This is a genomic window from Staphylococcus sp. ACRSN (assembly GCF_022346615.1).
In the GTDB taxonomy this organism is placed as follows: domain Bacteria; phylum Bacillota; class Bacilli; order Staphylococcales; family Staphylococcaceae; genus Staphylococcus.
Genome location: NZ_JAKRNS010000001.1, coordinates 175,875 through 198,667 on the forward strand (window position 1 = coordinate 175,875; position 22,793 = coordinate 198,667).

The window sequence follows — 22,793 nt, forward strand, 5'->3', positions numbered from 1 at the left end:
AAATTATTTTAAATTAAATTTTATTTTTGTGTTGTGTATCTTAATAATAAAGTATTTGTAAAAATGAATTGAATGAATAAGTTCATATATGGAGGAATCGACAATGATAAATAATGCTAAAGCCTTAAAGTCGCATCTATTAATGCAAAACGAAAATAGATTGCAAAGTGATGAATTTGATATGCATGCTGCGTTGGAAGACATTTTAAATTCAGTTGGTTATTCAACTGCTGATAGTGGTGGCAAGGTTACGTTTTATGGTAAGGATCCGGTGATGCCAAGTACTTTAAGATTAGCATCGTTAGCTGGATTAGGGTTGGCAGCTAAGTCGGTTGCATTAGCACATTTATGGCAAGTAAGAGGTGGTAAAGGTCAAGATATTCACATAGATATTCGTAAAGCGGTGAAACGTCTATCACCTTTTTATGAAAGAAAGTGGGAAACTTTGAATGGCTTTCCAGCAAAAGGACAAGAGGATCCTCACACACCGTTTAGATTTGATTTTTACCAAACAAAAGATAATCGCTGGGTAATGCCATTGAATCCTTATCCAAATGCAAAGGCACATGTATTGGATTTATTAAATTGTCGTTCAACCAAAGATGCTGTTGCAGAAGCAATTAAAGGATGGAATGGTAAGGACTTAGAAATTGAGGGTTCTAAAAATGGCGTCGTCATGCCGATGGTGCGTTCGTTAGAAGAATTTGTGGAAGAGGAACAATTTCAACATGTTGCAGAAACGGAATTGATAGAAATTAAAAAAATTGGTGAATCTGAACCTGAAGGATTTTCAGATAATCCTAAACAGCCGTTAAGTGGTGTGAGGGCACTTGGTATGGGTCATGTCATTGCGGGTGCTGGATTAGGTAGAGGATTAGCATTACATGGGGCAGATGTGTTAAATGTATGGCGTCCATCAGAATTAGAAGTCGAAACGATGTATCTCACTTCTAATGTTGGTATGCGTTCAACGTATCTTGATATTGATAATAATAAAGAACATAGAAATCGTTTTGACACATTATTGCAAGATGCAGATATCTTTTTCATCAATAAAAGATATGGCTTTATGGAAAAATATGGTTTAACACCAAACGAATTAGCGGCACAAAGACCGGGCATCATTCATGCATCAGTTAATTTACATGGTCACACAGGTCCTTGGTCAGATCGCAATGGATTTGATCAAACTGCCGGCAGTGTGACGGGAGTCATGACACTGGAAGGAACAACTGAAAAACCGAAATTGCCACCCATTGTAGTGGTTAATGATTATGTGATTTCATGGCTATTGGAACTTGGTGTGATTAAGGCGCTAGAACGACGTGCTACAGAAGGTGGTAGCTATAGCGTGAGTGTGTCATTAAGTAAAGTATCTGCTTATTTAATGTCGTTAGGTATATTTGACAAAGCCTATGCAGAAACAATGTCTAACAGTAATGAGGAACATCAAATTGTTGCGCCAGAGCAATTTGAAGCGGAAACATCATTAGGTACTTATAAAGGTGTAACGGATCAGGTGTATATGTCTGAAACACCGGGAGAGTATGATACTGTGTTGATGTTTCGAGGTTCAGATAAACCGCAGTGGAAAGATTGAATCATAGTTAAGTAATATCAAAAAGCACAACAAAATTTAAAAATGCGTCTAACTAAGTAATTACTACTTGTTAGACGCATTTTTTATTATAGAAAGCTTAGATTTGAAGTGTAAAAAGTATAAAAATAATTGACTGTAAGCGCTAACAGTATTACTATAATTATTAAATATTGGTTATATTTTAGTGTAGTTTTGGATTTTATCACCAAAAACAAGGGGTGTATTTATGAAAAAATCAGAATGTGACATAAAACGAAGCAAAATGAAAAGGATTACATTGATTGCTACGTTTGGTGGATTACTTTTTGGATTTGATACTGGCGTTATTAATGGTGCTTTACCATATATGTCTTTATCGAATCAATTGGATTTAACGCCAGCAACTGAAGGTTTAGTATCAAGCTCGCTTGTGTTTGGAGCAGCTTTTGGTGCTATTACAGGTGGTAGGCTATCGGATTCATTAGGAAGAAAGAAAATGATTATGGTGTTAGCAATTATTTTCTTCTTCGCAACATTAGGCTGTGGTTTATCACCAAATGTATTTTCTATGGTTATATTTAGATTGATATTAGGATTAGCGGTTGGTGGTGCATCTGTTATCGTACCGACGTTCCTTTCTGAAATGTCATCTAAAGAAGATCGTGGACGGATGGTCACACAAAATGAACTGATGATTGTTTCTGGTCAATTAATGGCTTATGTAATTAATGGTGTATTAGGAAATTTGGTTGAGAATCCAGGAATTTGGCGTGTGATGTTGTTGGTAGCTACGTTGCCAGCCGTTATCTTATGGTTTGGGATGTTACGTGTTCCTGAAAGTCCAAGATGGCATGCGAGTAAGAGTAAATATTGGCCTGCTTATACGATTTTAAGAACGCTAAGAGATGAAAAGACAGCTGCAGAAGAAATTAAAGAAATTAAAACAGTAATAGATAAAGAAAAGTTAATAAAAGAAAAGTCGAAAAATGAATTTACTAAACCATGGATACGTAAAATTTTACTCATAGGTATTGGATTAGGGGTAGTCCAACAAATTACAGGTGTTAATTCTATTATGTACTATGGTACGGAAATACTTCGTAATGCTGGGTTTGGTACGAAAGCAGCTTTAGTTGGAAATATTGCAAATGGTGTTATTTCGGTTGCTGCTACGTTTGTTGGTATTTGGTTGTTAGGTAAGATTGGTAGACGAACAATGTTAATTACTGGTCAATTGGGTATAGTTGCAACATTAATATTGTTGAGCATTGTCCCATTATTTTTAAAAGGAACGGTCGTGTTACCTTTTGTAATCTTGTTATTGACGGTGACATTCTTAGCATTTCAACAAGGCTGTGTTTCACCAGTAACTTGGCTGATGTTATCTGAAATATTCCCCTTAAAAGTAAGAGGTCTAGGTATGGGGGCAAGTGTATTCTTTTGTTGGATGACGAACTTCTTAGTAAGTCTACTGTTTCCAATGTTGTTGGGTAGTTTAGGTTTAGCCTCAACATTTACGATTTTTGTTGTCTTAAACTTGATTGCGGTATTTTTTGTTAAAAAATTCTTGCCAGAAACAAAAGATAAGTCGCTTGAAGAAATTGAAGAATATTTTAAGTCTACAACAAAAAAGGGCGAGGTTATCGGGAAGAACGTGGTTGAAGAAGCAAAATAAAGTTTATAGATGGAGTTATAATGATTGACTGAAAGCGGTAACAAATATATGATGGTCATAAGTTGATTAAGTTTTGGAATTATTGAGTAGGTTAGAGAGGATGGTTTTATGGCAAATAAAATAAGATTAACGACAGGACAGGCTGTAGTAAAGTTTATAAAGCAACAATATATTAGCGTTGATGGTAAAGAAATGCCATTTGTTGAAGGCGTTATGGATATATTTGGGCATGGTAATGTGGTAGGTATTGGTCAAGCACTCGAAGAAAGTCCAGGAGACTTGAAAATTATACAAGGTAAGAATGAACAAGGCATGGCTCATGCTGCAATAGCGTTTGCTAAACAGCGATTGAGACGCAATATATACGCTGTAACCACTTCAGTGGGACCAGGTTCTGCTAATTTAACAGCAGCAGCTGGTACAGCACTTGCAAATAATATTCCGGTGTTATTATTACCTAGCGATACGTTTGCAACGAGACAACCTGACCCTGTATTACAACAAGTAGAGCATGAATCCAATTTAACTACAACTACTAATGATGCGTTGAAAGCAGTATCACGTTATTGGGACAGGGTTACACGACCAGAGCAGTTGATGTCTACTTTGATTAGAGCATTTGAAGTATTGACTAATCCGGCACAAGCGGGACCAGCAACGGTTTGTATTTCACAAGATGTTCAAGGTGAAGCCTTCGACTTTGATGAGTCTTTCTTTGAGAAGCGTGTACATTATATTGATCGTCCTGAACCAGTAGAAAGAGAAATAGCATTAATGACGGAAACGATTCAAAATAGCAAGAAACCAGTTATTCTCGTTGGCGGTGGTGCTAAGTATTCAGGTGCACGCGATGAATTGATTGAAATTTCAGAAAAATATAATATACCTTTAGTAGAAACACAGGCAGGTAAATCTACTGTAGAAGCAACGTTCAAGAATAATTTAGGCGGCATGGGTATTACAGGAACATTGGCTGCGAACAAAATTGCTTCAGATGCTGATTTAGTGATTGGTATTGGAACGCGGTACACAGATTTTGCCACATCTTCTAAGACAGCTTTTGATTTTGATAAAACAAAGTTTTTGAACATTAATGTGAATCGTATGCAAGCATATAAATTAGATGCGGTTCAAATTGTTGCTGATGCTAAAGTTACATTGCAAAGTTTATTGGGACGCCTTAGTGCGGAATATCAAACGAGCTATGGTGAAGCAATAGGTGAAGTAAAGGATGAATGGCAAACTGAAAGAACAAGATTAAGCCAAATTAAGTTTGATCGTAATCAATTTGATCCAGAGATTAAGGAACAATTTGATCAAAATATCTTAAATGAATATTCAGATGCACTAGGTACGGAGCTAACGCAAAGTTCAGTTGTCTTGAAATTGAATGAGACTGTATCTCCGAATAGCAATGTCATAACTTCTGCAGGTTCGCTTCCTGGAGATTTACAAAGATTGTGGGATGCTTCTGTAGCTAACACTTATCATGTTGAATATGGCTATTCATGTATGGGATATGAAGTTTCAGGTGCTTTAGGTGTCAGATTAGCGGATCCTAATCATGAAGTGTATTCATTCGTGGGAGACGGCAGCTTCTTAATGCTACACTCTGAATTTATAACTTCATTACAATATAACAAAAAAATCAATGTGCTATTATTTGATAATTCTGGATATGGTTGTATCAACAATTTACAAATGGAAAATGGTGTGAATAGTTATCATACCGAGTTCCGAACAGCTAATAATGAAATATTGAATATTGATTATGCTAAAGTAGCTGAGGGCTATGGGGCAAAAGTTTATAAAGTGTATTCACTAGAGGAGTTAGAAGCGGCGATTAAAGATGCTGAACGACAAGAAATTAGTACGTTAATCGAAATAAAAGTGTTACCAAAAACAATGACTGATGGTTATGAAAGTTGGTGGCATGTTGGTGTTCCTGAAGTTTCTAATTCTGAAAAGACGCAGGCTGCTTTCGATTTGAAAGTGGGAAAGCTAGCACAAGGTAAACAATATTAATTAAAGGGCGTGTAATAATATGAAATTAGCATTAGATCCAGCAATGTATACAGATTTATCAATGAAAGAAGTAATCGATAGAGCGGCGAGACTCGGTTATGATTATATCGAGTTATCTCCTAGAGAAGATTTTATTCCATTCTATAAATATCCAAAAGTGGATAAAGCGATGATTAAAAACGTAAAAAAATGGTGTAGTGATGCAGGTGTGCAATTGTCTTCAATTTTACCTGTAATGGCATGGTCTGGACCTGATGAAGAGCAACGCCAAGGTGCAGTTCGAAATTGGAAGCGTGCGATTGAAATTGCAAGTGACTTGAATGTAGATGTAATGAATACAGAATTTAATGGCAGTAAGTATGAACAACAAAGATGTGAAGAGAAGTTTATAAAATCGATGGATGAGTTATTGCCTATTTTTGAAAAGGAAGGCATGAAATTGAATCTACAAGCACATCCATATGACTTTATTGAGCGTAATGATGAAGCATTACGTATGATTCGTGGTTTAGATAAAGAATGGATTAATTTAGTGTACTCTACATCACATACATTCTTCCACGATGACGGTATTGGGGATATAGCAACGATGTTTGATGATGCTGGTGACAAATTACAGCATGTGTTATTTTCTGATACATTTAATCATACAGCAGCAAACGGCTTGCGTTATATCGTAAATCCTCCAGGAGCTGAAGTAACAGTCCATCAACATTTGAATATCGGCGAAGGTGAAGTCGATTTTGATACGATTTTTAGGAAGTTAAAAGAAATGAAATTTGATGGAATTGCTACAAATTCAGTGTTTGCATGGGTTGATAGAGCAGATGAATCGGCACAGTTTATGTTGGAGCGATTAAAGAAAGAATTATTTTAAATCTATATAATAGGTGAGGTATATGCTATGAAATTAGGATATAATGTGGCGACGACAAAAGAAAACGCAACACTTCAACAAGAATTGGAATTATGCGATAAGCATGGTTATGATTTTATTGAAATACAGATGGATAAGATGCCAGAATATTTGCAAGAACATACATTAGAAGATATGAAAGCATTCTTTGACACACATAACATCAAACCGTTAAGTTTAAATGCCTTACAATTTTTTAATAATAGAACAGATGAAGATTATCGTAAGGTGTTAGACGAATTTAAAGAATGGTTAGAAATTGCGGATTATTTAGGTGCGAAATATATCGTATTAGTACCGCTAGTGACAGAGACTAAAATATTAAATCAAGATATCCATGATAGTTGTGTAAGCGTGATGACTGAATTTGCTGAGTTGGCAGAACCATACCATATTAAAATTGCGCTAGAGTTTTTAGGAGCGCCGTTTGCAACGGTGAACACTTTCGAGCAAGCCTATGAAATTGTTGAAGATGTAGCAAAAGCAAATGTTGGTTTGGTATTAGATTTTTTCCATTTTCATGCAATGGGATCTAATTTGTCAGATTTACGTAAAGCAAAACCAGAAAGCATATTTTTATTACATATCAATGATGTAGACGACTATCCAATCGGTATTTTAACGGATGAGGATAGATGTTTCCCAGGACATGGTGTCATTGATATTAAAGGTATATTTAATGCACTACGAGAAATAGATTTTCAAGGTGAGTTTATTTCTATTGAACTCTTCCGTCCGGAATATTATCAATTGCCGGCTGAAGATGTCATTGTAAAATCTAAAACAACAGTTAGGGAAAGTGTACATCCGTACTATCCTATTTAATATATGAGAAAAACAGGCTGGGACATTAAATGTCTCGGTCTGTAATATTGTTTGGCCAGAAGTTGAAATCATTGAAAAATTTTAAATTTAAACTTTTTCAATATACTATTGGGTGAAGTTTATAGGTGAAGCGATAAAACGCATTTAGGAAAATTAGGTTCCTGTTACATTCAATTTTTTGTATTTAAATATTCAACTTAGTTGTAAACTTGTCTCTGAATTTGTTAGAGGGAATGTACATCATAAAATTTGAAACGGATATGACACAGTAAAGAAACTGTCAATATATGACAAAACAGAGGTAACACCTAACTTAATAGGTGTTACCTCTGTTTTGTAAATGATGAACGGTTTAGTGAATGCTATGTTTCTATCGTGACATTTTTTGAATTTAGAAATTCAATAAATGCATTGTTTGGTGTCTGGTCGGTAATAAGTGTATCGAGTTCTTCACATTCCATAAATGTCAGTAAAGTAGATCGTCCTATTTTTGTATGATCTGTGAGCGCATAGACATATTTAGAACGTGAGACGATTAACTTTTTGATTATGTTTTCTTCTAATTCTGCATTGGATAACCCATTTTTGATATCAACACCGGTTGCAGCCATAAATGCCTTATCGATATTGAATTTTTCAATGAGATTATTTGATTCAATACCGATAAACGAACGTGTTCTAAACTTGAACTGTTCACCAATCACAAACAATGACCCATTTTTGAATACGGATGCTTTATTAATGATATCTAAACTGTTTGAAATAATTGTGAAAGGCAGTTCAGTATCTACGTAATCAAGGATGTGAACAGTTGTTGTACCTGTATCTAAATAAACGACATCATGCGCCTTAATGTGCTTTGCTGCAGTCTTTGCAATGTGTATCTTCTCATCATAATGTTCAATGTTTCGTTTGGAATAGTCGACCGCCTGTGTGATTGAACTATCAACTGCTTTTACGCCACCGTAGACTTTTTTTACTTTATTCATATCGGATAGGATAGTGATATCTCGACGAATCGTATTAATTGAAACGTTAAAATAATCACTTAGTTCATCAATAGATGCAGCTTGATTCTCATTTATATAAGATTCAATTGCGTGTATCCTTTTTGTTTTCATATTAGTTACCCCCAATAATTATATAATATACAATGTTTCTATATTACTCAACACTTAATTAAAAAATGACAAAAAGTTGACAAAAACCACCCCTTTTTATAAAATAACCAATAAGTAATCAATATTTAACCAAAATTATACTAAAAAATGGAAGCGTTTTCCAAGGAGGAGGAACAAGAAATGGCAGAAATTTTAAAAAATTATATTAATGGTGAATGGGTAGATTCGAAATCGAAGGAAACAATCGAAGTATATAATCCGGCAACGAAGGAAGTTATCGCAGAAGTACCATTGTCTACAAGAGCAGAATTAGATGAAGTAGCAGCAATTGCTCAAAAAGCATTTGAAGAATGGAGTCAGGTTGCAGTTCCAAAAAGAGCACGCTTATTATTCAACTTACAACAAATTTTACAAGAAAATAAACAAGAGTTAGCAGAAATTATCACGAAAGAAAATGGTAAAAGTGTTGGTGAGGCATTGGGAGAAGTTCAACGTGGTATTGAGAACGTTGAATTTGCAGCAGGAGCTCCATCACTAATGATGGGAGATTCCTTATCAAGTATTGCTACAAATATTGAAGGGACAAGCTATAGATATCCTGTTGGCGTTGTCGGTGGTATTACGCCATTCAACTTCCCAATGATGGTTCCTTGTTGGATGTTCCCAATGGCAATTGCATTAGGCAATACATTTATTATTAAACCATCTGAGAAGACGCCATTGCTTGTTAATAAGCTTGCAGAATATATAGAACAAGCTGGATTCCCTAAAGGTGTATTCAATGTTGTGCATGGTGCACATGACATTGTGAATGGTATTTGTGAAAACGAAAAAATAAAAGCGGTTTCATTTGTAGGTTCTAAACCTGTTGGTGAATATGTGTATAAAAAAGCTACTGAAAACTTAAAAAGAGCACAATGTTTAACAGGTGCTAAAAATCATACAATTATCTTAAATGATGCTGATATTGACTCTGCTGTAAAAGATGTAATCGGTGCAGCGTTTGGTTCAGCCGGTGAACGTTGCATGGCAGCTGCAGTAGTTGCGGTTCAAGAAGGTGTATATGATGAGTTTAAAGAGAAATTGGTTCAAGCAGCTAAAGATATTGTCATTGGTAATGGCTTAGAAGACAACGTGTTCTTAGGACCAGTTATTAGAGAAGAGAATAAAGCACGCACATTGAATTATGTAGATCAAGGTGTTGAAGAAGGTGCAACGCTTGTATTAGATGGTCGTGAAGGTAATAAGGACGAAGGTTACTTTGTTAAACCAAGTATTTTTGAAGATGTCACTACGGATATGAAGTTATGGCAGGATGAAATTTTTGCGCCAGTATTATCGTTAGCAAAAGTGAAAGACCTTAAAGAAGGTATTGCATTAGCTAATAAATCAGAATTTGCTAATGGTGCTTGTTTATTCACTGATAGTGCTTCCTCTATACGATACTTCAGAGAATTTATTGATGCAGGTATGTTAGGTATTAACCTTGGTGTGCCGGCGCCAATGGCAGTATTCCCATTCTCTGGATGGAAATCATCGTTCTTTGGTTCACTACATGCGAACGGTAAAGACAGTATTGATTTCTTTACTCATCGTAAAGTAGTAACTGCACGTCACGGCGAACCTCAATATTAAGGAGTGTATAGAGATATGGCTGAATTATTAAAGAAACCAGTACACCATCCGTTGAAAGATGATGTACAGATAGTACAAGATTTTAAACCATCAGATGTGGATTTAGAATATACAGGTATTAAAGTTATTGATCTTAAAGCTACAGCAATATATAGTGAGTCGACAAATGACTTTGAAGCATGTGTGGTAGCCTTGACGGGCCAGATTGATGTTTCAGACGGCAATGATAAATATGAAGGTTTAGGTACGAGAGATTCAGTGTTTGAAAAAGTTCCAACAGATAGTATTTATATTTCTAAAGCACATGAAATTGAGATTACTGCACAAAGAGATGCGCGTGTCATTATTTGTTATTCACCATGTGATAAAGAACGTGCTACACAGCTAATTCCAGCAGGTGAAAATTCTGTCGAAGATAGAGGTAAGTATTCTAATAAGCGACATGTGCATAATATTTTACCAGATTCCCATACTGCTAGTGAGAAGTTATTAGTCGTAGAGGTTTATACAGATCAAGGAAATTGGTCAAGTTATCCACCGCATAAGCATGATGTAGATAATCTACCACATGAGTCATTTCTTGAAGAGATCTATTACCATGAAATGGATCCACCGCAAGGTTTTGTCTTTCAACGTGTTTATACGGACGATAAATCTTTAGATGAAACGATGGCTGTCGAGCATAGTGACGTTGTTATTGTTCCGAAAGGTTATCATCCAGTTGCGGTTCCAGATGGTTATAATGGCTATTATTTGAATGTAATGGCGGGTCCTCAGAAAGTATGGAAGTTCCATAATCAAAAAGATCATGAATGGATTATAGACAGAAAGTAGGGGTAGGAATGACAAACCAAAAAGATATCGTAGCGATTGGTAGAGCAGCAATTGATTTAAATGCAGTTGAGATAAATAGACCGATGGAAGAAACGGAAACTTTCCGCAAATATGTCGGAGGATCTCCTGTGAATATTAGTATTGGAGCATCTAAATTAGGTTTAAATGTGGGGTTAATCGCCAATGTTTCAGATGATCAACATGGTCGTTATATCACAGATTATTTAAATCAATTAGGTGTGGATACATCGCAAATTCATATAGATGAAAATGGACACAAGACTGGTCTTACTTTTACAGAAATTAAAAGCCCTACGGAATCTAATATTTTGATGTATCGTGAAGAGGTAGCCGATTTATACTTAGCGCCGGAGCATGTTGACGAAAATTACATTAAAGAGAGTAAATATCTATTGATTTCTGGCACGGCATTGGCACAATCTCCATCAAGAGAAGCAGTGTTAAAAGCATTGTCGATTGCTAAAGCCAATGATGTAAAAGTTGTCTTTGAAATAGATTATCGTCCATATACTTGGCAAAGTTTAGAAGAAACTTCTATTTACTATGAATTAGTTGCGCAACAAGCTGATATTGTCATTGGCACTAGAGATGAATATGATATGATTCAGCGTTATGTGGAAGAAACAGACGAAGCAATTAGCCGTATTTTGTTTGGATATCAGCCCGAACTGGTCATTATCAAACACGGTGTTCAAGGTTCCAAAGCTTATACCAAATCTGGTGAATATTATGAAGGTAAGGCGTTTAAAGCCAAAGTCATCAAAACATTTGGTGCAGGCGATTCATATGCTGCAGCATTCCTATATGCATTGGTTAAGGGTAAAGCAATCGATGAAGCTTTAAAATATGGCGCTGCTTCTGCTGCTATCGTGGTGAGTAGCCATAGTTCATCAGAAGCGATGCCAACGAGTAATAAGTTAGAGACCTTTATCGAAGAACAAGAAAATCAAACAATTTAGCAATTAATGTAAGCGATTTCTTAAAAGGCGGATGATCTTATGACTGAAAATATACGTTTTGGATGTGCACCGATTGCATGGACAAATGATGACTTACCAGAATTAGGTAAAGAGAATACTTTTGAACAATGTATTAGCGAAATGGCGTTAGCTGGATATGAAGGAACGGAAATTGGCAATAAATATCCGAAAGAGGCTTCTAAGTTACTTGAGTATTTAAAGCCGAGAAATTTGAGTGTTGCGAGTGCATGGTTGAGTTTATTTTTAACGACAGAACCATATGAAGAAACGGAAATTGCATTTATCAAACACAGAGACTTTTTATATGACTTAGGAGCAAAGGTCATCGTCGTATGTGAACAGGGCAAAAGCATTCAAAAACGAGAAGATATGTCAGTTTTCACGGAAAAACCAATCTTTACAGACGAAGAATGGTCTCTACTAATACAAGGTTTGGAAAAACTTGGCAAATTAGCACGTGAGAAAGATATGAGGATTGTCTATCACCACCATATGGGTACAGGTATTCAAACAACCGCTGAAGTTCAACGATTAATGGACAAAACCAATCCTGATACAGTGTCATTGCTATTTGACACGGGTCATCTAGCATTATCAGGGGAAGCGCCTTTAGACATTTTTGAACAATATAAATCAAGAATTCATCATATTCATTTCAAGGATATTCGTCCAGATGTGCAACAAATTGCGCAGTCAAAAGATAGTAGCTTTCTTGACAGTATTAAACAAGGCATCTTTACAGTACCAGGTGATGGTTATATCGACTTTCAACCGATACTAAAAGCAATAGAAGCTGCTAATTATAAAGGGTGGATTGTTGTGGAGGCGGAACAGGATCCTGCTAAAGCGAACCCTTTTCTTTATGCTAAAAATGCGAAAGACTATTTGAATAAGATTCAACATAAGCAAAAAGAAAAATATATTTCGTAAAGGGGGAATTCTTTGGAAAATCATATGATTCGTTACGCAAAATCAGAAGGATTTGCAATTCCACAGATGAATATTAATGGATTGATTTGGATAGAAGGTGTCTTGCAAGCTGCTGAAAATATGCAATCTCCAATTATTATTGGCACGACGGATAAAAATATTGCTTATCTAGGTGGTTATGAATTCATTTTACAAACGATAAAAAACAAAATTACAGCGATGGGTATATCAGTACCTGTATCAGTGCATTTAGATCATGGTTTGACGGTAGAGGGTTGTAAACAAGCGGTTGATGCAGGATATGACTCTGTTATGTTTGATGGTTCGAAGTTAGCAATTGAAGATAATATCAAGCAAACCAAGGAAGTCGTTGAATATGCGCATGCACATGGCGTTATCGTTGAAGGTGAAGTCGGTGCTGTTGGTGGTGTCGAAGATGGCTTGGCAGGTCAAGTGAAATATGCTGATATAGATGAATGTGTGGCATTAGTACAACAGACCAATTTAGATACATTAGCACCTGCATTGGGCTCTGTACATGGTAAGTACAAAGGTGAACCAAATTTAGGGTTTAAGGAAATGGAGGAAATTGGCTCTAAAGTGGATGTGCCACTCGTATTGCATGGAGCGTCAGGTATATCCAACCATGATTTGCAACGTGCGATTAACTTGGGACATGCCAAAATTAATTTTAATACGGAAATTAATATTTCGTGGTCAAATCAATTAAGAAAGACACTCAATGAATCAGAGGAATTATTCAATCCACAAGAAATATTGAAACCGAGTATTCAAGCTATTATCAAAGTAGCTGAAAAAATAATTCAAACATGTGGTTCGGAAAACAAAAATAAAGCATTTATTCAAAACAGATGATCGGAGATGAAGAAGATATGGAATTAAGAATTGGTGTAATCGGAATTGGTGCAATGGGTAGAGATCATGTAGATAGAATCAACAATAGAGTCAATGGTGCAAAAGTTTCAGCAATTAGTGATATTAATGTTGAAGCGGCAACTGCATATGCTAAAGAAATTGGAGCGGCATTTTACGAAGATGCTGAGGCGTTGATTGCTTCCGATGAAATAGATGGCATTGTCGTTACATCTTGGGACCCTACCCATGAAGGTTATGTGTTAGAAGCGATTAAAAATAATAAATATGTCTTTTGTGAAAAACCTTTAGCTCTAGAATCATCTGGTTGTACTAATATTGTAAATGCAGAAACAGCGAAGAATAAACGCTTAGTACAAGTTGGTTTCATGCGCCGTTATGATAGAGGTTACGAAGAAATGAAGCGTGAGTTGGATACTGGTGTATTGGGTGAACCATTGTTACTACACTGTACACATAGAAATGAAACGGTTGATTCCAAATACGATACACCAATGGCTGTTGAAAATACAGCAGTACACGAAGTAGATGCTTTAAGATGGTTATTGCAAGAGGATTTTGTATCAGCACAAGTTATTTTACCTAAAAAACAAACGCAATATACACATCCTAAGTTACATGACCCACAATTGATTTTATTACAAACAGAATCTGGTGTCTGTATTGATTTAGAAGTATTTGTAAACTGTCAGTTTGGTTATGATATTAACTGTAAGGTAGTTTGTGAAAAGGGAGAAATTGGTTTGACGAACCCGACATATTTCAATGTGAAAACAGAGCAAAAAGACTACACACGTGTTCCGAGTGACTGGAAAGAACGTTTTATATCGGCATATGATAAAGAATTGCAATTATGGGTAGATGGTATTAAAAACGACGAGATAACTGGCCCTTCTGCTTGGGATGGCTATATGGCATCTGTAACAACCAACGCATGTTCTGAATCAAGAGATAATGGTTATAAAGTAGATATTAAATTTGATGAGAAGCCACGCCTATATCAATAAGAAGCGGAGTGAGAGACAGTGAAGTTATCATACGTAACGGATAGTTTAGCACATTTATCATTAGAGGAAGTATTAGCCTATATAACAAAACAAGATGTATATCATATTGAACTTGCTACAGGAGGTTGGTCCCCAGCACCACATGTTAATTTAAGTCAATTATTAAATGATACGCAAAGTTTAATTGATTTCAAACAGTTATTGGAACGTTATCAAGTCGAGATTGTTGCATTGAATTGTTCAGGCAATCCACTTGCCCCTGGTGAACTTGGCAGGGAACATCGTAAGGTAACAATGGATACTTTCAAATTAGCTGAAAAGTTAGGTGTTAAGAAAATTGTTATGATGAGTGGATTACCTGCTGCATCACCTAAAGATACCATGCCCAATTGGATAACTACGACAGTGAGTTGGCCTCCAGAATTAAAAGATGCGCTTGCTTATCAATGGAATGATGTAGCAATTCCATATTGGAAGCAATTGGTAGAGGTAGCTAAGTCTCACGGTATTGAGAAGATTGCACTCGAAAATTTTAGTTCTCAACTTGTATATAATCCGGAAACATTATTGCAGTTGAGAAATGCAGTTGATCCAATAATTGGCATGAATTTAGATCCAAGTCATTTATTATGGATGGGTGCAGATCCTATACAGTGTGCACGTCGTTTGGAAGGTGCAATTCATCATGTTCATGGTAAAGATGTTCGCATCGAGGATGGTATTGCTGATGTTACAACGTTGCTTGAAACAAGAGAGATAGATGATGTGAAACAGCGTGCTTGGAACTATGTGGCTGTTGGTTATGGACAAGACTTACAATGGTGGAAGACGTTCTTTTCAGTGATACGCATGGTTGGTTACGAAGATTTTGTATCCCTTGAAATGGAAGATTTAACCATGTCTCCTGAAGCAGGTGTGGATGCATCTATAGCGGCATTAAAACAAGTGTTAGTATAAGGTTTGATCATCAACAGTGATAAATTATAAAAATAGGCGAAGACATATCTGATGTCTTCGCCTATTTTTAATTGATGTTTCGAATATAGCAATTATCTTTTGTATTACATGTGTTCATTGTTAATTTGGGCTTGCAAGGATTGAGAATTAGCTTGCGCGACATTGAGTAAATATTTGGCTTTAGATAGTGATTGCTTATACCTATAGTATGTTGCTTCTGTTTGCTTTGATAATATAAATAGAATAATTGAACCGATAACAGCTATAATTGTAATAATAATGTAGGGTGCAATCATTGCGGTAGAATCTATAAAGAAAGTGATGACTGCGATAATGATTGATATAACTGCGATAGCGATGGTAATTAATGTTGCATACATATATTGCATCGCTTGTTTTAATACTTTTTGAAATGATGCTTTTTGTTGGTCATAATACACATTGTTTTGATGTAATTTTAAATCTACATTGGCGTCTATGGCGCCGGCAAAGTGAGCAACCTCTTTACTTCTGTCTTTTTTTAATTTGTCGATAATAGGTTGATAACCATAAGTTAATGCAATCTTTTTTTCTTTAACTGTACCTCGTGCAAGTCGATTGATTTCGTCTAGTTTATTTTGGTTCATGTGCTCACTCCCATATTGTTTGTATAAGGATAATTAGAATCAAATTAAGGTAGTTGTCTGCTATAACCTAAATAGTATTGATACCCTATAATAGGTCATTCTATGATGCATTATTACTTTTTATCTGTAGCTTTTTTATGAGACTGTTCAACTTTTGGCTGTTCTTGATGAGTGCTATCTTTAGCGTTTGCTACGTGACTGCCAAAGAGTGCGCCAGTACCTAGGACGGCACATAAGAATAAACCACCTAGCCAAGTGAAAAAGGACGGTTTTTTACTGCGTTCATAACGCTTTGCTAATTCGGCGTCATCACCTAATATATGATTTAAATCACCATTCTGTGTAGAAACAACTCTGCTAAGGGTAGGTTGATTATCTTCTTGTTGAGCAAAGCTCAAGGCTTGCTGTTTGATTTCTAAGGCTTGTGCCGAGATACTCAAACTTGTTTGATTACTTTGTTCAAGTTGTTGACTTAATCTATCTAATTGCGCACGGTTATGTTTTAGTTCCATTTCTTTTGAACGAATTGCTTCGTTTTTATCTGAATTTTCGCGTTTGATCTTTTCTATTTCCACACGTAAAAAATTGATTTCATCTGTCATTTGAGCATCTTTCAGTTCATAGTCATTCATTCTTTTCTCAACAGCAAGTTCTAGACGTTCATTAAACGTAGTTTCATTATGAATTAAATCTTGCTCTAATTTACTGATTTCCTGACGTAAGCTATCGATATCATCACTGCGTTTTTGAATTAGACTTGCTACATCATGATCCATTAACTGTTGTAGCTCTGACTTTTTATCATCTATTGTCTGTTGATGATTTTTTATAACGTCATCAACAATTTTAGAGATTTGTAATTCATAATTGTTTTGCACTTCGGCATGGAGTACTTTGATTTGATTATTATAAGATTGATTTGCTTTAGTTGTAAGGGTCTCTTCTAGTTCATGAATCTTATGAGTTAATATTGGTCGTTCCTCACGTTCAATCTTATCTGCCATATCTCTACGCGCTTTATCGGCACGCGTTTGTTTATCTTGTTCAAATTGCGTTTCTAACTGTTCCGAATGAGTCTTTACTTTATTTGGTATAACACTTAAAGCCTCTTCTAATTTTTGTTCAATTATTTTATAGTCGTTATGGTATGTAGAATCAGCAGACTTATAATTTTTTAGTGTGTCAGCCTCAATGTTTTTACTCCATAAATCTGCAATCAGCTGATTATAAATACTGTTGATGATATCTTCGCGCTTTTTCTGCAAAGTATATAATTTATCATTTTTAGCTTGATAAAAGTCATCTTCAGTTAGTTGTTCTAATTTTTGGTATGTAGGTAGAACCTTTTCATCGTAATCTTTATCTTTAATAATACTTTTAAATGTTAATTTATCATCATCCAAATAGACTTTATCTATCAATGAATCCAATGTATTGTATAAATTATTTTTCAATAATTTAATATCTGAATGTTCGACGTTATGAGTAATTGTTGTTGCTTCTACATTTTCATCGTCAACAGGTGTATCGTTGTGATTTTTCTGTTGAATTTGCTCGATGATTGCATCCTTTAAAGGAATGAGTGTATCGTAATTTAAGTCTTTACTCATGTTAGCTGTACCAAAATCAGGCATGCTTGAGGCATTTAATATATCGTTATTAATGACTTTTAACTGATATGCATTTTCTGAAGGAATATATAGTCTTAAGCCGAAATTGCATTCATCATATTTTTGTTCTTGAATATTTTGAAGTGAAGCGAAATCGGTAACACAATATTCGTGGTCAGCAAAGATTTTAAACGGTTCTTTATCATCTTTAGGATTAATGGTCACGTCAAATGACTGAACGAGCTTAGATGAACATAAAATTTGCTTGAAATTATCAACGGCTTCTCCTTTAGATTTTCCTAAGATTAAATTAGGTGCAACGACGGGTATAATATAAATTTTTGTGTCGCCCACTTCTGCATAATCCATTTCTAAATAGCTAATGTCTAAAACATTGTTAGTCATGTATTGGTCATCCTTCCATTCGTTTAATGTCGAAACGATCATGAATTAGTATCTGTAGTAACAGAATATGATTTAATTTGAGTGTATATTCTAGAAGTCAATTGATAATTAGTGTATATAGTTCTGTAAAAAAATTAATTTAATAAAAATAATTAATAATTATCAGATTTTTATGATAACACATTAGTTGGTTATATAATATAAAAATTTATTTAAATTTTATATATTATTGTTTGTATTATCGGTGAGGAAAATTTAATAAGTAAAAATTATTTTAGGATATTTAGATTATAAGCAGAAGAGGATAGTAAGAAATCGCAATATATATTAGCTCAGAAGATTGTAAATGAGTTTGAGTACTATAGTAACTTATAATGTTAAAAATAAATACATCCTTCAAAGTGACACGATTTGTCGATATTTTGAAGGATGTATTTACATGATTTAGCTTTAATTTTAAAATAGCTGTACTTTAATTGGAATGTTGGTCATTTGATGTAAAAATATGACTTTTTTGAATAGGTGTACTGCATTTTTGGTTAGAACCGCAAGATGAACACTTGCCTACTTTAGATTTTTTAATAAACTTTATTAATGTATATGTGGCGTATCCAAATATCGCTAAAAACAATACTAAATTAATAACAATTGTCATAATTTTACTCCCTTATATAAATAATTGACCTACTTGATATAGGACTAAAGATAATACATAAGCTACAAGAATAGGATAAGCTACTGCCAAAATTGTCCATTTTACCGAATAAGTTTCTTTACGAATTGTCGCAACGGTAGATAAACATGGTATATATAAAAGTATAAACACCATAAATGAGTATGCTGTTAGAGGTGTAAAATGGCTTTGAACTATATTAACTAATCCTGCTTCATCAGACGCATAAATAATCGCCATTGAACTGACAATGACTTCTTTGGCTAAGAATCCAGGTATCAAAGTAGCACCAGCTTGCCAAGTGCCAAATCCTAATGGTGCAACCAATAAAGCAAAAACACTTCCAATCATATGTAAGAAACTTTCGTTGATATCAACGTTAAATCCATTTGGACCTGTATAGTTTAATAGCCAAATGACTACTGAACCACCAAAGATAAATGTCCCAGCTTTTTTAACGAAACCTTTTGCCTTTTCCCAAGTACTTCTCCATAGTGTTTTAAAAGAAGGGAGTCTATAGGTTGGCAATTCAATAATAAATACAGAATCGTCATTTTTTAATACAGTTTTAGTTAGTAACACGCTCGTCAATAATGCTACGACAATGCCGAGAATATATAGGCTGAGTACAATAAGCGCTTGATGTGACTTGAAAAATATACCTACAAATAGTGCATAGACAGGTAATCTAGCAGAACACGACATAAATGGTGCAATTAATATAGTAGTAAGTCGTTCTTTTTCACTCTCTATACTACGTGCGGCCATAATACTTGGTACGTTACAGCCAAAACCAATAATCATAGGAATAAAAGATTTACCACTTAATCCAAAGACTTCCATAATTCTGTCCATTAAAATAGCGATACGCGCCATATAACCCGAGTCTTCTAATAACGAGATAAAGAAGAAGAGTACGATAATTTGTGGTACAAATACCAATACTGCTCCGACACCCGCAATAATACCGTCAGTAACCAGATCTTGTAAAAATGGAAAAATATGCAAAAAATCCATAGTTGCTTTTACGGAATCGGTAAGTGCACCACCGAAAAATTCATCGAGTTGATCAGATATCGGTGTGCCAACCCAAGTAAAAGTAATTTGAAAGATTAACCACATAATTCCTAAAAATATTGGAATGCCAAGTATACGATGTGTTAATAATTTGTCTAAGCGATTCGAAAAATACTGTTTTTCTTCATTAGGATATTCGATGATACCATCTAATAATACATCTATGTATGCAGCACGTGCATCGTGAATACATGTATGAATTGATTGTGGTAAGTTATTAGCTAATGTCGTTTTTAATGGTTCGATTTGACTAATCACTGTGTCAGTCAATTGATCGTATATCTTTGGATTATTGAGTAAAAATTGTATTGCGATAAAACGTAAATGATGTTGATTAATATCAGAATGTTGCCCGATGATTTGTTGTATTTTAGTAATGGTTGTTTCTACGTGGTTACCATAATTTATTTTTAAAGGTGAGCGACGTGTTAGACAATTATCATTAAGTGCATCTAATACTTTCTGTGTACCTTTACCATTACGTGCGATAATAGGCATAAGCGGTATCTTTAACTTGCGCATCAACGCTTGATGGTCGATATGTATGCCACGTTTAGCAGCTACATCTACCATATTGAGACCGATAATCAGAGGTGCACCGAGTTCCATTAGTTGTACTGTTAATTGTAAATTACGTTTTAACTGACTTGCATCAATAATGTTGAGTATGCCAGAATAGTTATCATTCAATAAATACTCCGTAACAACGGTTTCGTCTTTAGAGATTGGTGAAACTTCATAAATACCAGGTAAATCAACGAGGTTGCCTAGGTTATTTTTGAGACGACCAATCTTTTTTTCAACGGTAACACCGCTCCAGTTTCCTACATATTCGTATGTCCCAGTAAGTGCGTTAAACAAAGATGTCTTTCCTACGTTGGGATTTCCCAATATACAATAACTATTAGCCATGTGTGTCCTCTAGCAAAATCTGACATGCATCATAACCTCTAATACTTAAATTCTGTCCGTTAACTTCTAAAATACAAGGTCCTTTGAATAGACAACGTTGTTTAATTTTTAAGTTAGTGCCAATGTTTAAACCTAGGGCATTTAAACGTTGTACTAAGTTGTCATTCTCAATATTCATGTACTTTACTGTGTAACATTTGTTTAAGCATCCAGTCTTAATATTCACCATATTAATCACTCTTTCTTAAATACAAATAATAATCGTTATCAATTATACAATTATATTTAAAGAAGATGTAGGCGATTTTAATGATAATTGTGAATATTCCGTTAAATAGATTTGTATATAACATAGAAAATTGTTAGGGTTAAATTTTTTATAAAATAATTACCAAAATGATTTGGAAATTGAGCAATAGGGTTGTAAATTTTTAGATGTAATATTACACTGTAGTAAATGAAGAACAGTTGGAAGTTTAATCCTGAAAGTAATGTTACATAGCTAAGATAGTTAAGATAGCATAGAAAGTACATCGTTTAAATCGCTATGAATCTAATATATACAAGTACACTTATGTGTATTGAGGAGGGATTCAAATGGTAGTACGTGAAAACAAACGAATCAAAGTCAAACGTATAAACGAAACACGCTCTGATGACATTTCTGTCATGATTGGTGAAGGCGGATTAGGTGCTGATCAATATTATCAAATTATAAAAGAAAATACACAAACATCTGAGGCCCATTTGCATCAATTTGAACATGAGGTTAGTGAAAAAACAGATGAATTTTTAATTGATTTATTGATTGTTAATGCTCAAGTAAGTAAAGATAAAGATTACAACGACGCAATAAAGGTTATTAAAGCTGAATTGTTGCACAGATTAGAATAACAATATATGGAATGAATGGCTATCTCATAGCTTTTAAGACTGTTATGTATAATGGTTATCCTTATACATAGCAGTTTTTTTACTTTCAAAGTTATGTAAATGATAATTAAATGGTAAATACAACCTAATATTTTAACTAATAAATTTTATAAAAAATATTTAAAAATGATTGCTAAATCATTGTAAAACTCATAAAATTGAAAATGATAATCGCTTTCAATTAAAGGGAGTGCAATGATGAAAAAATATATGATATTAATACTAGTGGCAATGTTTTTATTAGCCTCTTGTAGTGCACAGTCAAAGTCTAAACAAGATGAAGCAACCAGAGATTATACTTTAGATACTGGGAAAAAAATAAAAGTTCCCAAAGATCCTAAAAGAATTGTAGTTGTCGCTAATACATATGCAGGTGGATTAAAATATTTAGGCGGCAATATTGTTGGAGTCACAAAAGATATAGATAAAAGTGATGTTTTAAAAGAAAAATTTAAAAACACTCAAAAATTAAGTGAAAATGATGTAGAAAAGGTAGCAAAATTGAAACCGGATCTCATTATTGTAGACTCTACTGATAAAAATGTTAAGAAATATAATAAAATAGCAACAACAGTACCAATAACATATGGTAAAAAAGATTATTTAGAGACACAAATAGAATTAGGGAAAATTTTAGGAAAAGAATCTGAAGCAAAAAAATGGGTAAGAAATTGGAAATCACAGACGAAAAAAGATGGAGAAAAAATCAAACAATATATTGGAGAAGAGTCAACAATTTCTATATTTGATGATTTTAGTAAAACGATTTATGCATTTGGCGAGTCATGGGGACGTGGTGGTGAAGTGGTCTATCAAGCATTTGGTTTAGACATGCCTAAAGCACTACAAAAAACTGTGAAAAAGGAAGGATGGAAAGAACTATCACAGGAAAAATTACCACAATATTCTGGAGACTATATTATTACAATGAGTGAAGGTAAAGCTAAACCAGAATTTGAAAAAACAGAAATGTGGAAAAATATTCCAGCAGTAAAAAATAATCATGTGATTCATGTGAAGGCTGAAACATATTGGTTTAATGATCCGTATTCTTTAGATTATGAAAGAAAAGAACTGAAAAATAAGCTGCTGAATAAATAATAAAGAAACATTCTATAATATAGAACTTGTTGAATGTTTCTTTAGTTTAAATCATCA

The 22,793-nt window shown here is 34.4% G+C and carries 20 protein-coding genes; 14 read left to right on the forward strand and 6 right to left on the reverse strand.

Annotated features, from left to right (window positions below; translation table 11 throughout):
• Positions 1-103: 103 nt before the first annotated feature.
• The 5 genes from MHZ36_RS00855 (at position 104) to MHZ36_RS00875 (ending at position 7,020) form a co-directional block, all read left to right on the forward strand.
• Positions 104-1,600, forward strand: a complete 1,497-nt coding sequence (locus MHZ36_RS00855) for a CoA transferase (RefSeq protein ID WP_239228996.1) — start codon at positions 104-106, stop codon at positions 1,598-1,600.
• A gap of 226 nt (positions 1,601-1,826) precedes the next feature.
• Positions 1,827-3,254 carry a sugar porter family MFS transporter gene (locus MHZ36_RS00860; protein WP_239228997.1) on the forward strand — a complete coding sequence of 476 codons (1,428 nt, stop codon included), beginning with the start codon at positions 1,827-1,829 and terminating at the stop codon, positions 3,252-3,254.
• Positions 3,255-3,362: 108 nt separating this feature from the next.
• Positions 3,363-5,279, forward strand: a complete 1,917-nt coding sequence (gene iolD / locus MHZ36_RS00865; protein WP_239228999.1) for a 3D-(3,5/4)-trihydroxycyclohexane-1,2-dione acylhydrolase (decyclizing) — start codon at positions 3,363-3,365, stop codon at positions 5,277-5,279.
• 19 nt (positions 5,280-5,298) lie between these two features.
• Positions 5,299-6,156 carry a sugar phosphate isomerase/epimerase family protein gene (locus MHZ36_RS00870; protein ID WP_239229000.1) on the forward strand — a complete coding sequence of 286 codons (858 nt, stop codon included), beginning with the start codon at positions 5,299-5,301 and terminating at the stop codon, positions 6,154-6,156.
• A gap of 27 nt (positions 6,157-6,183) precedes the next feature.
• A complete protein-coding gene (locus MHZ36_RS00875) occupies positions 6,184-7,020 on the forward strand; it encodes a sugar phosphate isomerase/epimerase family protein (RefSeq protein WP_239229001.1) in 837 nt (278 codons plus the stop codon).
• Positions 7,021-7,382: 362 nt separating this feature from the next.
• Here the strand turns inward: MHZ36_RS00875 and MHZ36_RS00880 are convergent, their stop codons facing one another.
• The gene (locus tag MHZ36_RS00880) at positions 7,383-8,141 is read right to left on the reverse strand and encodes a DeoR/GlpR family DNA-binding transcription regulator (protein ID WP_239229002.1); all 759 of its coding nucleotides are present in this window, start codon (positions 8,139-8,141) and stop codon (positions 7,383-7,385) included.
• A 180-nt stretch (positions 8,142-8,321) separates the two neighbouring features.
• Between MHZ36_RS00880 and MHZ36_RS00885 the strand changes: the two genes are divergently transcribed.
• The 7 genes from MHZ36_RS00885 to MHZ36_RS00915 are packed head-to-tail and all read left to right on the forward strand — an operon-like array spanning position 8,322 to position 15,399.
• Entirely contained in the window at positions 8,322-9,776 is a 1,455-nt protein-coding gene (locus tag MHZ36_RS00885) for a CoA-acylating methylmalonate-semialdehyde dehydrogenase (RefSeq protein WP_239229003.1), read from the forward strand.
• A gap of 15 nt (positions 9,777-9,791) precedes the next feature.
• On the forward strand, positions 9,792-10,610 hold the full coding sequence (iolB, locus tag MHZ36_RS00890) for a 5-deoxy-glucuronate isomerase (RefSeq protein WP_239229004.1): 819 nt from the start codon (positions 9,792-9,794) through the stop codon (positions 10,608-10,610).
• Positions 10,611-10,618: 8 nt separating this feature from the next.
• The gene (iolC, locus tag MHZ36_RS00895; protein ID WP_239229005.1) at positions 10,619-11,590 is read left to right on the forward strand and encodes a 5-dehydro-2-deoxygluconokinase; all 972 of its coding nucleotides are present in this window, start codon (positions 10,619-10,621) and stop codon (positions 11,588-11,590) included.
• Between the two features lie 39 nt (positions 11,591-11,629).
• Positions 11,630-12,541: a myo-inosose-2 dehydratase gene (gene iolE, locus MHZ36_RS00900; protein ID WP_239229006.1), complete on the forward strand. Its 912-nt coding sequence runs from the start codon at positions 11,630-11,632 to the stop codon at positions 12,539-12,541.
• 24 nt (positions 12,542-12,565) lie between these two features.
• Positions 12,566-13,417, forward strand: a complete 852-nt coding sequence (locus MHZ36_RS00905) for a class II fructose-bisphosphate aldolase (RefSeq protein WP_481867119.1) — start codon at positions 12,566-12,568, stop codon at positions 13,415-13,417.
• 17 nt (positions 13,418-13,434) lie between these two features.
• Positions 13,435-14,442 carry a Gfo/Idh/MocA family protein gene (locus MHZ36_RS00910; RefSeq protein WP_239229010.1) on the forward strand — a complete coding sequence of 336 codons (1,008 nt, stop codon included), beginning with the start codon at positions 13,435-13,437 and terminating at the stop codon, positions 14,440-14,442.
• Between the two features lie 18 nt (positions 14,443-14,460).
• Positions 14,461-15,399: a sugar phosphate isomerase/epimerase family protein gene (locus MHZ36_RS00915; protein WP_239229012.1), complete on the forward strand. Its 939-nt coding sequence runs from the start codon at positions 14,461-14,463 to the stop codon at positions 15,397-15,399.
• Between the two features lie 104 nt (positions 15,400-15,503).
• On the opposite strand, the gene MHZ36_RS00920 is transcribed toward MHZ36_RS00915, so the two are convergent.
• The 5 genes from MHZ36_RS00920 to MHZ36_RS00940 form a co-directional block, all read right to left on the reverse strand.
• A complete protein-coding gene (locus MHZ36_RS00920; protein WP_239229013.1) occupies positions 15,504-16,025 on the reverse strand; it encodes a hypothetical protein in 522 nt (173 codons plus the stop codon).
• A gap of 113 nt (positions 16,026-16,138) precedes the next feature.
• Positions 16,139-18,040 carry a hypothetical protein gene (locus MHZ36_RS00925; protein WP_239229014.1) on the reverse strand — a complete coding sequence of 634 codons (1,902 nt, stop codon included), beginning with the start codon at positions 18,038-18,040 and terminating at the stop codon, positions 16,139-16,141.
• A 472-nt stretch (positions 18,041-18,512) separates the two neighbouring features.
• A complete protein-coding gene (locus MHZ36_RS00930) occupies positions 18,513-18,695 on the reverse strand; it encodes a FeoB-associated Cys-rich membrane protein (protein WP_239229015.1) in 183 nt (60 codons plus the stop codon).
• Positions 18,696-18,707: 12 nt separating this feature from the next.
• The gene (gene feoB / locus MHZ36_RS00935; protein ID WP_239229016.1) at positions 18,708-20,702 is read right to left on the reverse strand and encodes a ferrous iron transport protein B; all 1,995 of its coding nucleotides are present in this window, start codon (positions 20,700-20,702) and stop codon (positions 18,708-18,710) included.
• Positions 20,695-20,931: a FeoA family protein gene (locus tag MHZ36_RS00940; RefSeq protein WP_239229017.1), complete on the reverse strand. Its 237-nt coding sequence runs from the start codon at positions 20,929-20,931 to the stop codon at positions 20,695-20,697. The genes feoB and MHZ36_RS00940 overlap by 8 nt, the downstream gene beginning before the upstream one ends.
• A gap of 368 nt (positions 20,932-21,299) precedes the next feature.
• Between MHZ36_RS00940 and MHZ36_RS00945 the strand changes: the two genes are divergently transcribed.
• Positions 21,300-21,596, forward strand: a complete 297-nt coding sequence (locus tag MHZ36_RS00945) for a hypothetical protein (protein WP_239229018.1) — start codon at positions 21,300-21,302, stop codon at positions 21,594-21,596.
• Positions 21,597-21,833: 237 nt separating this feature from the next.
• Complete coding sequence (locus tag MHZ36_RS00950; protein ID WP_239229019.1) at positions 21,834-22,736, forward strand: iron-hydroxamate ABC transporter substrate-binding protein; 903 nt, start codon at positions 21,834-21,836, stop codon at positions 22,734-22,736.
• Positions 22,737-22,793 lie beyond the last annotated feature (57 nt).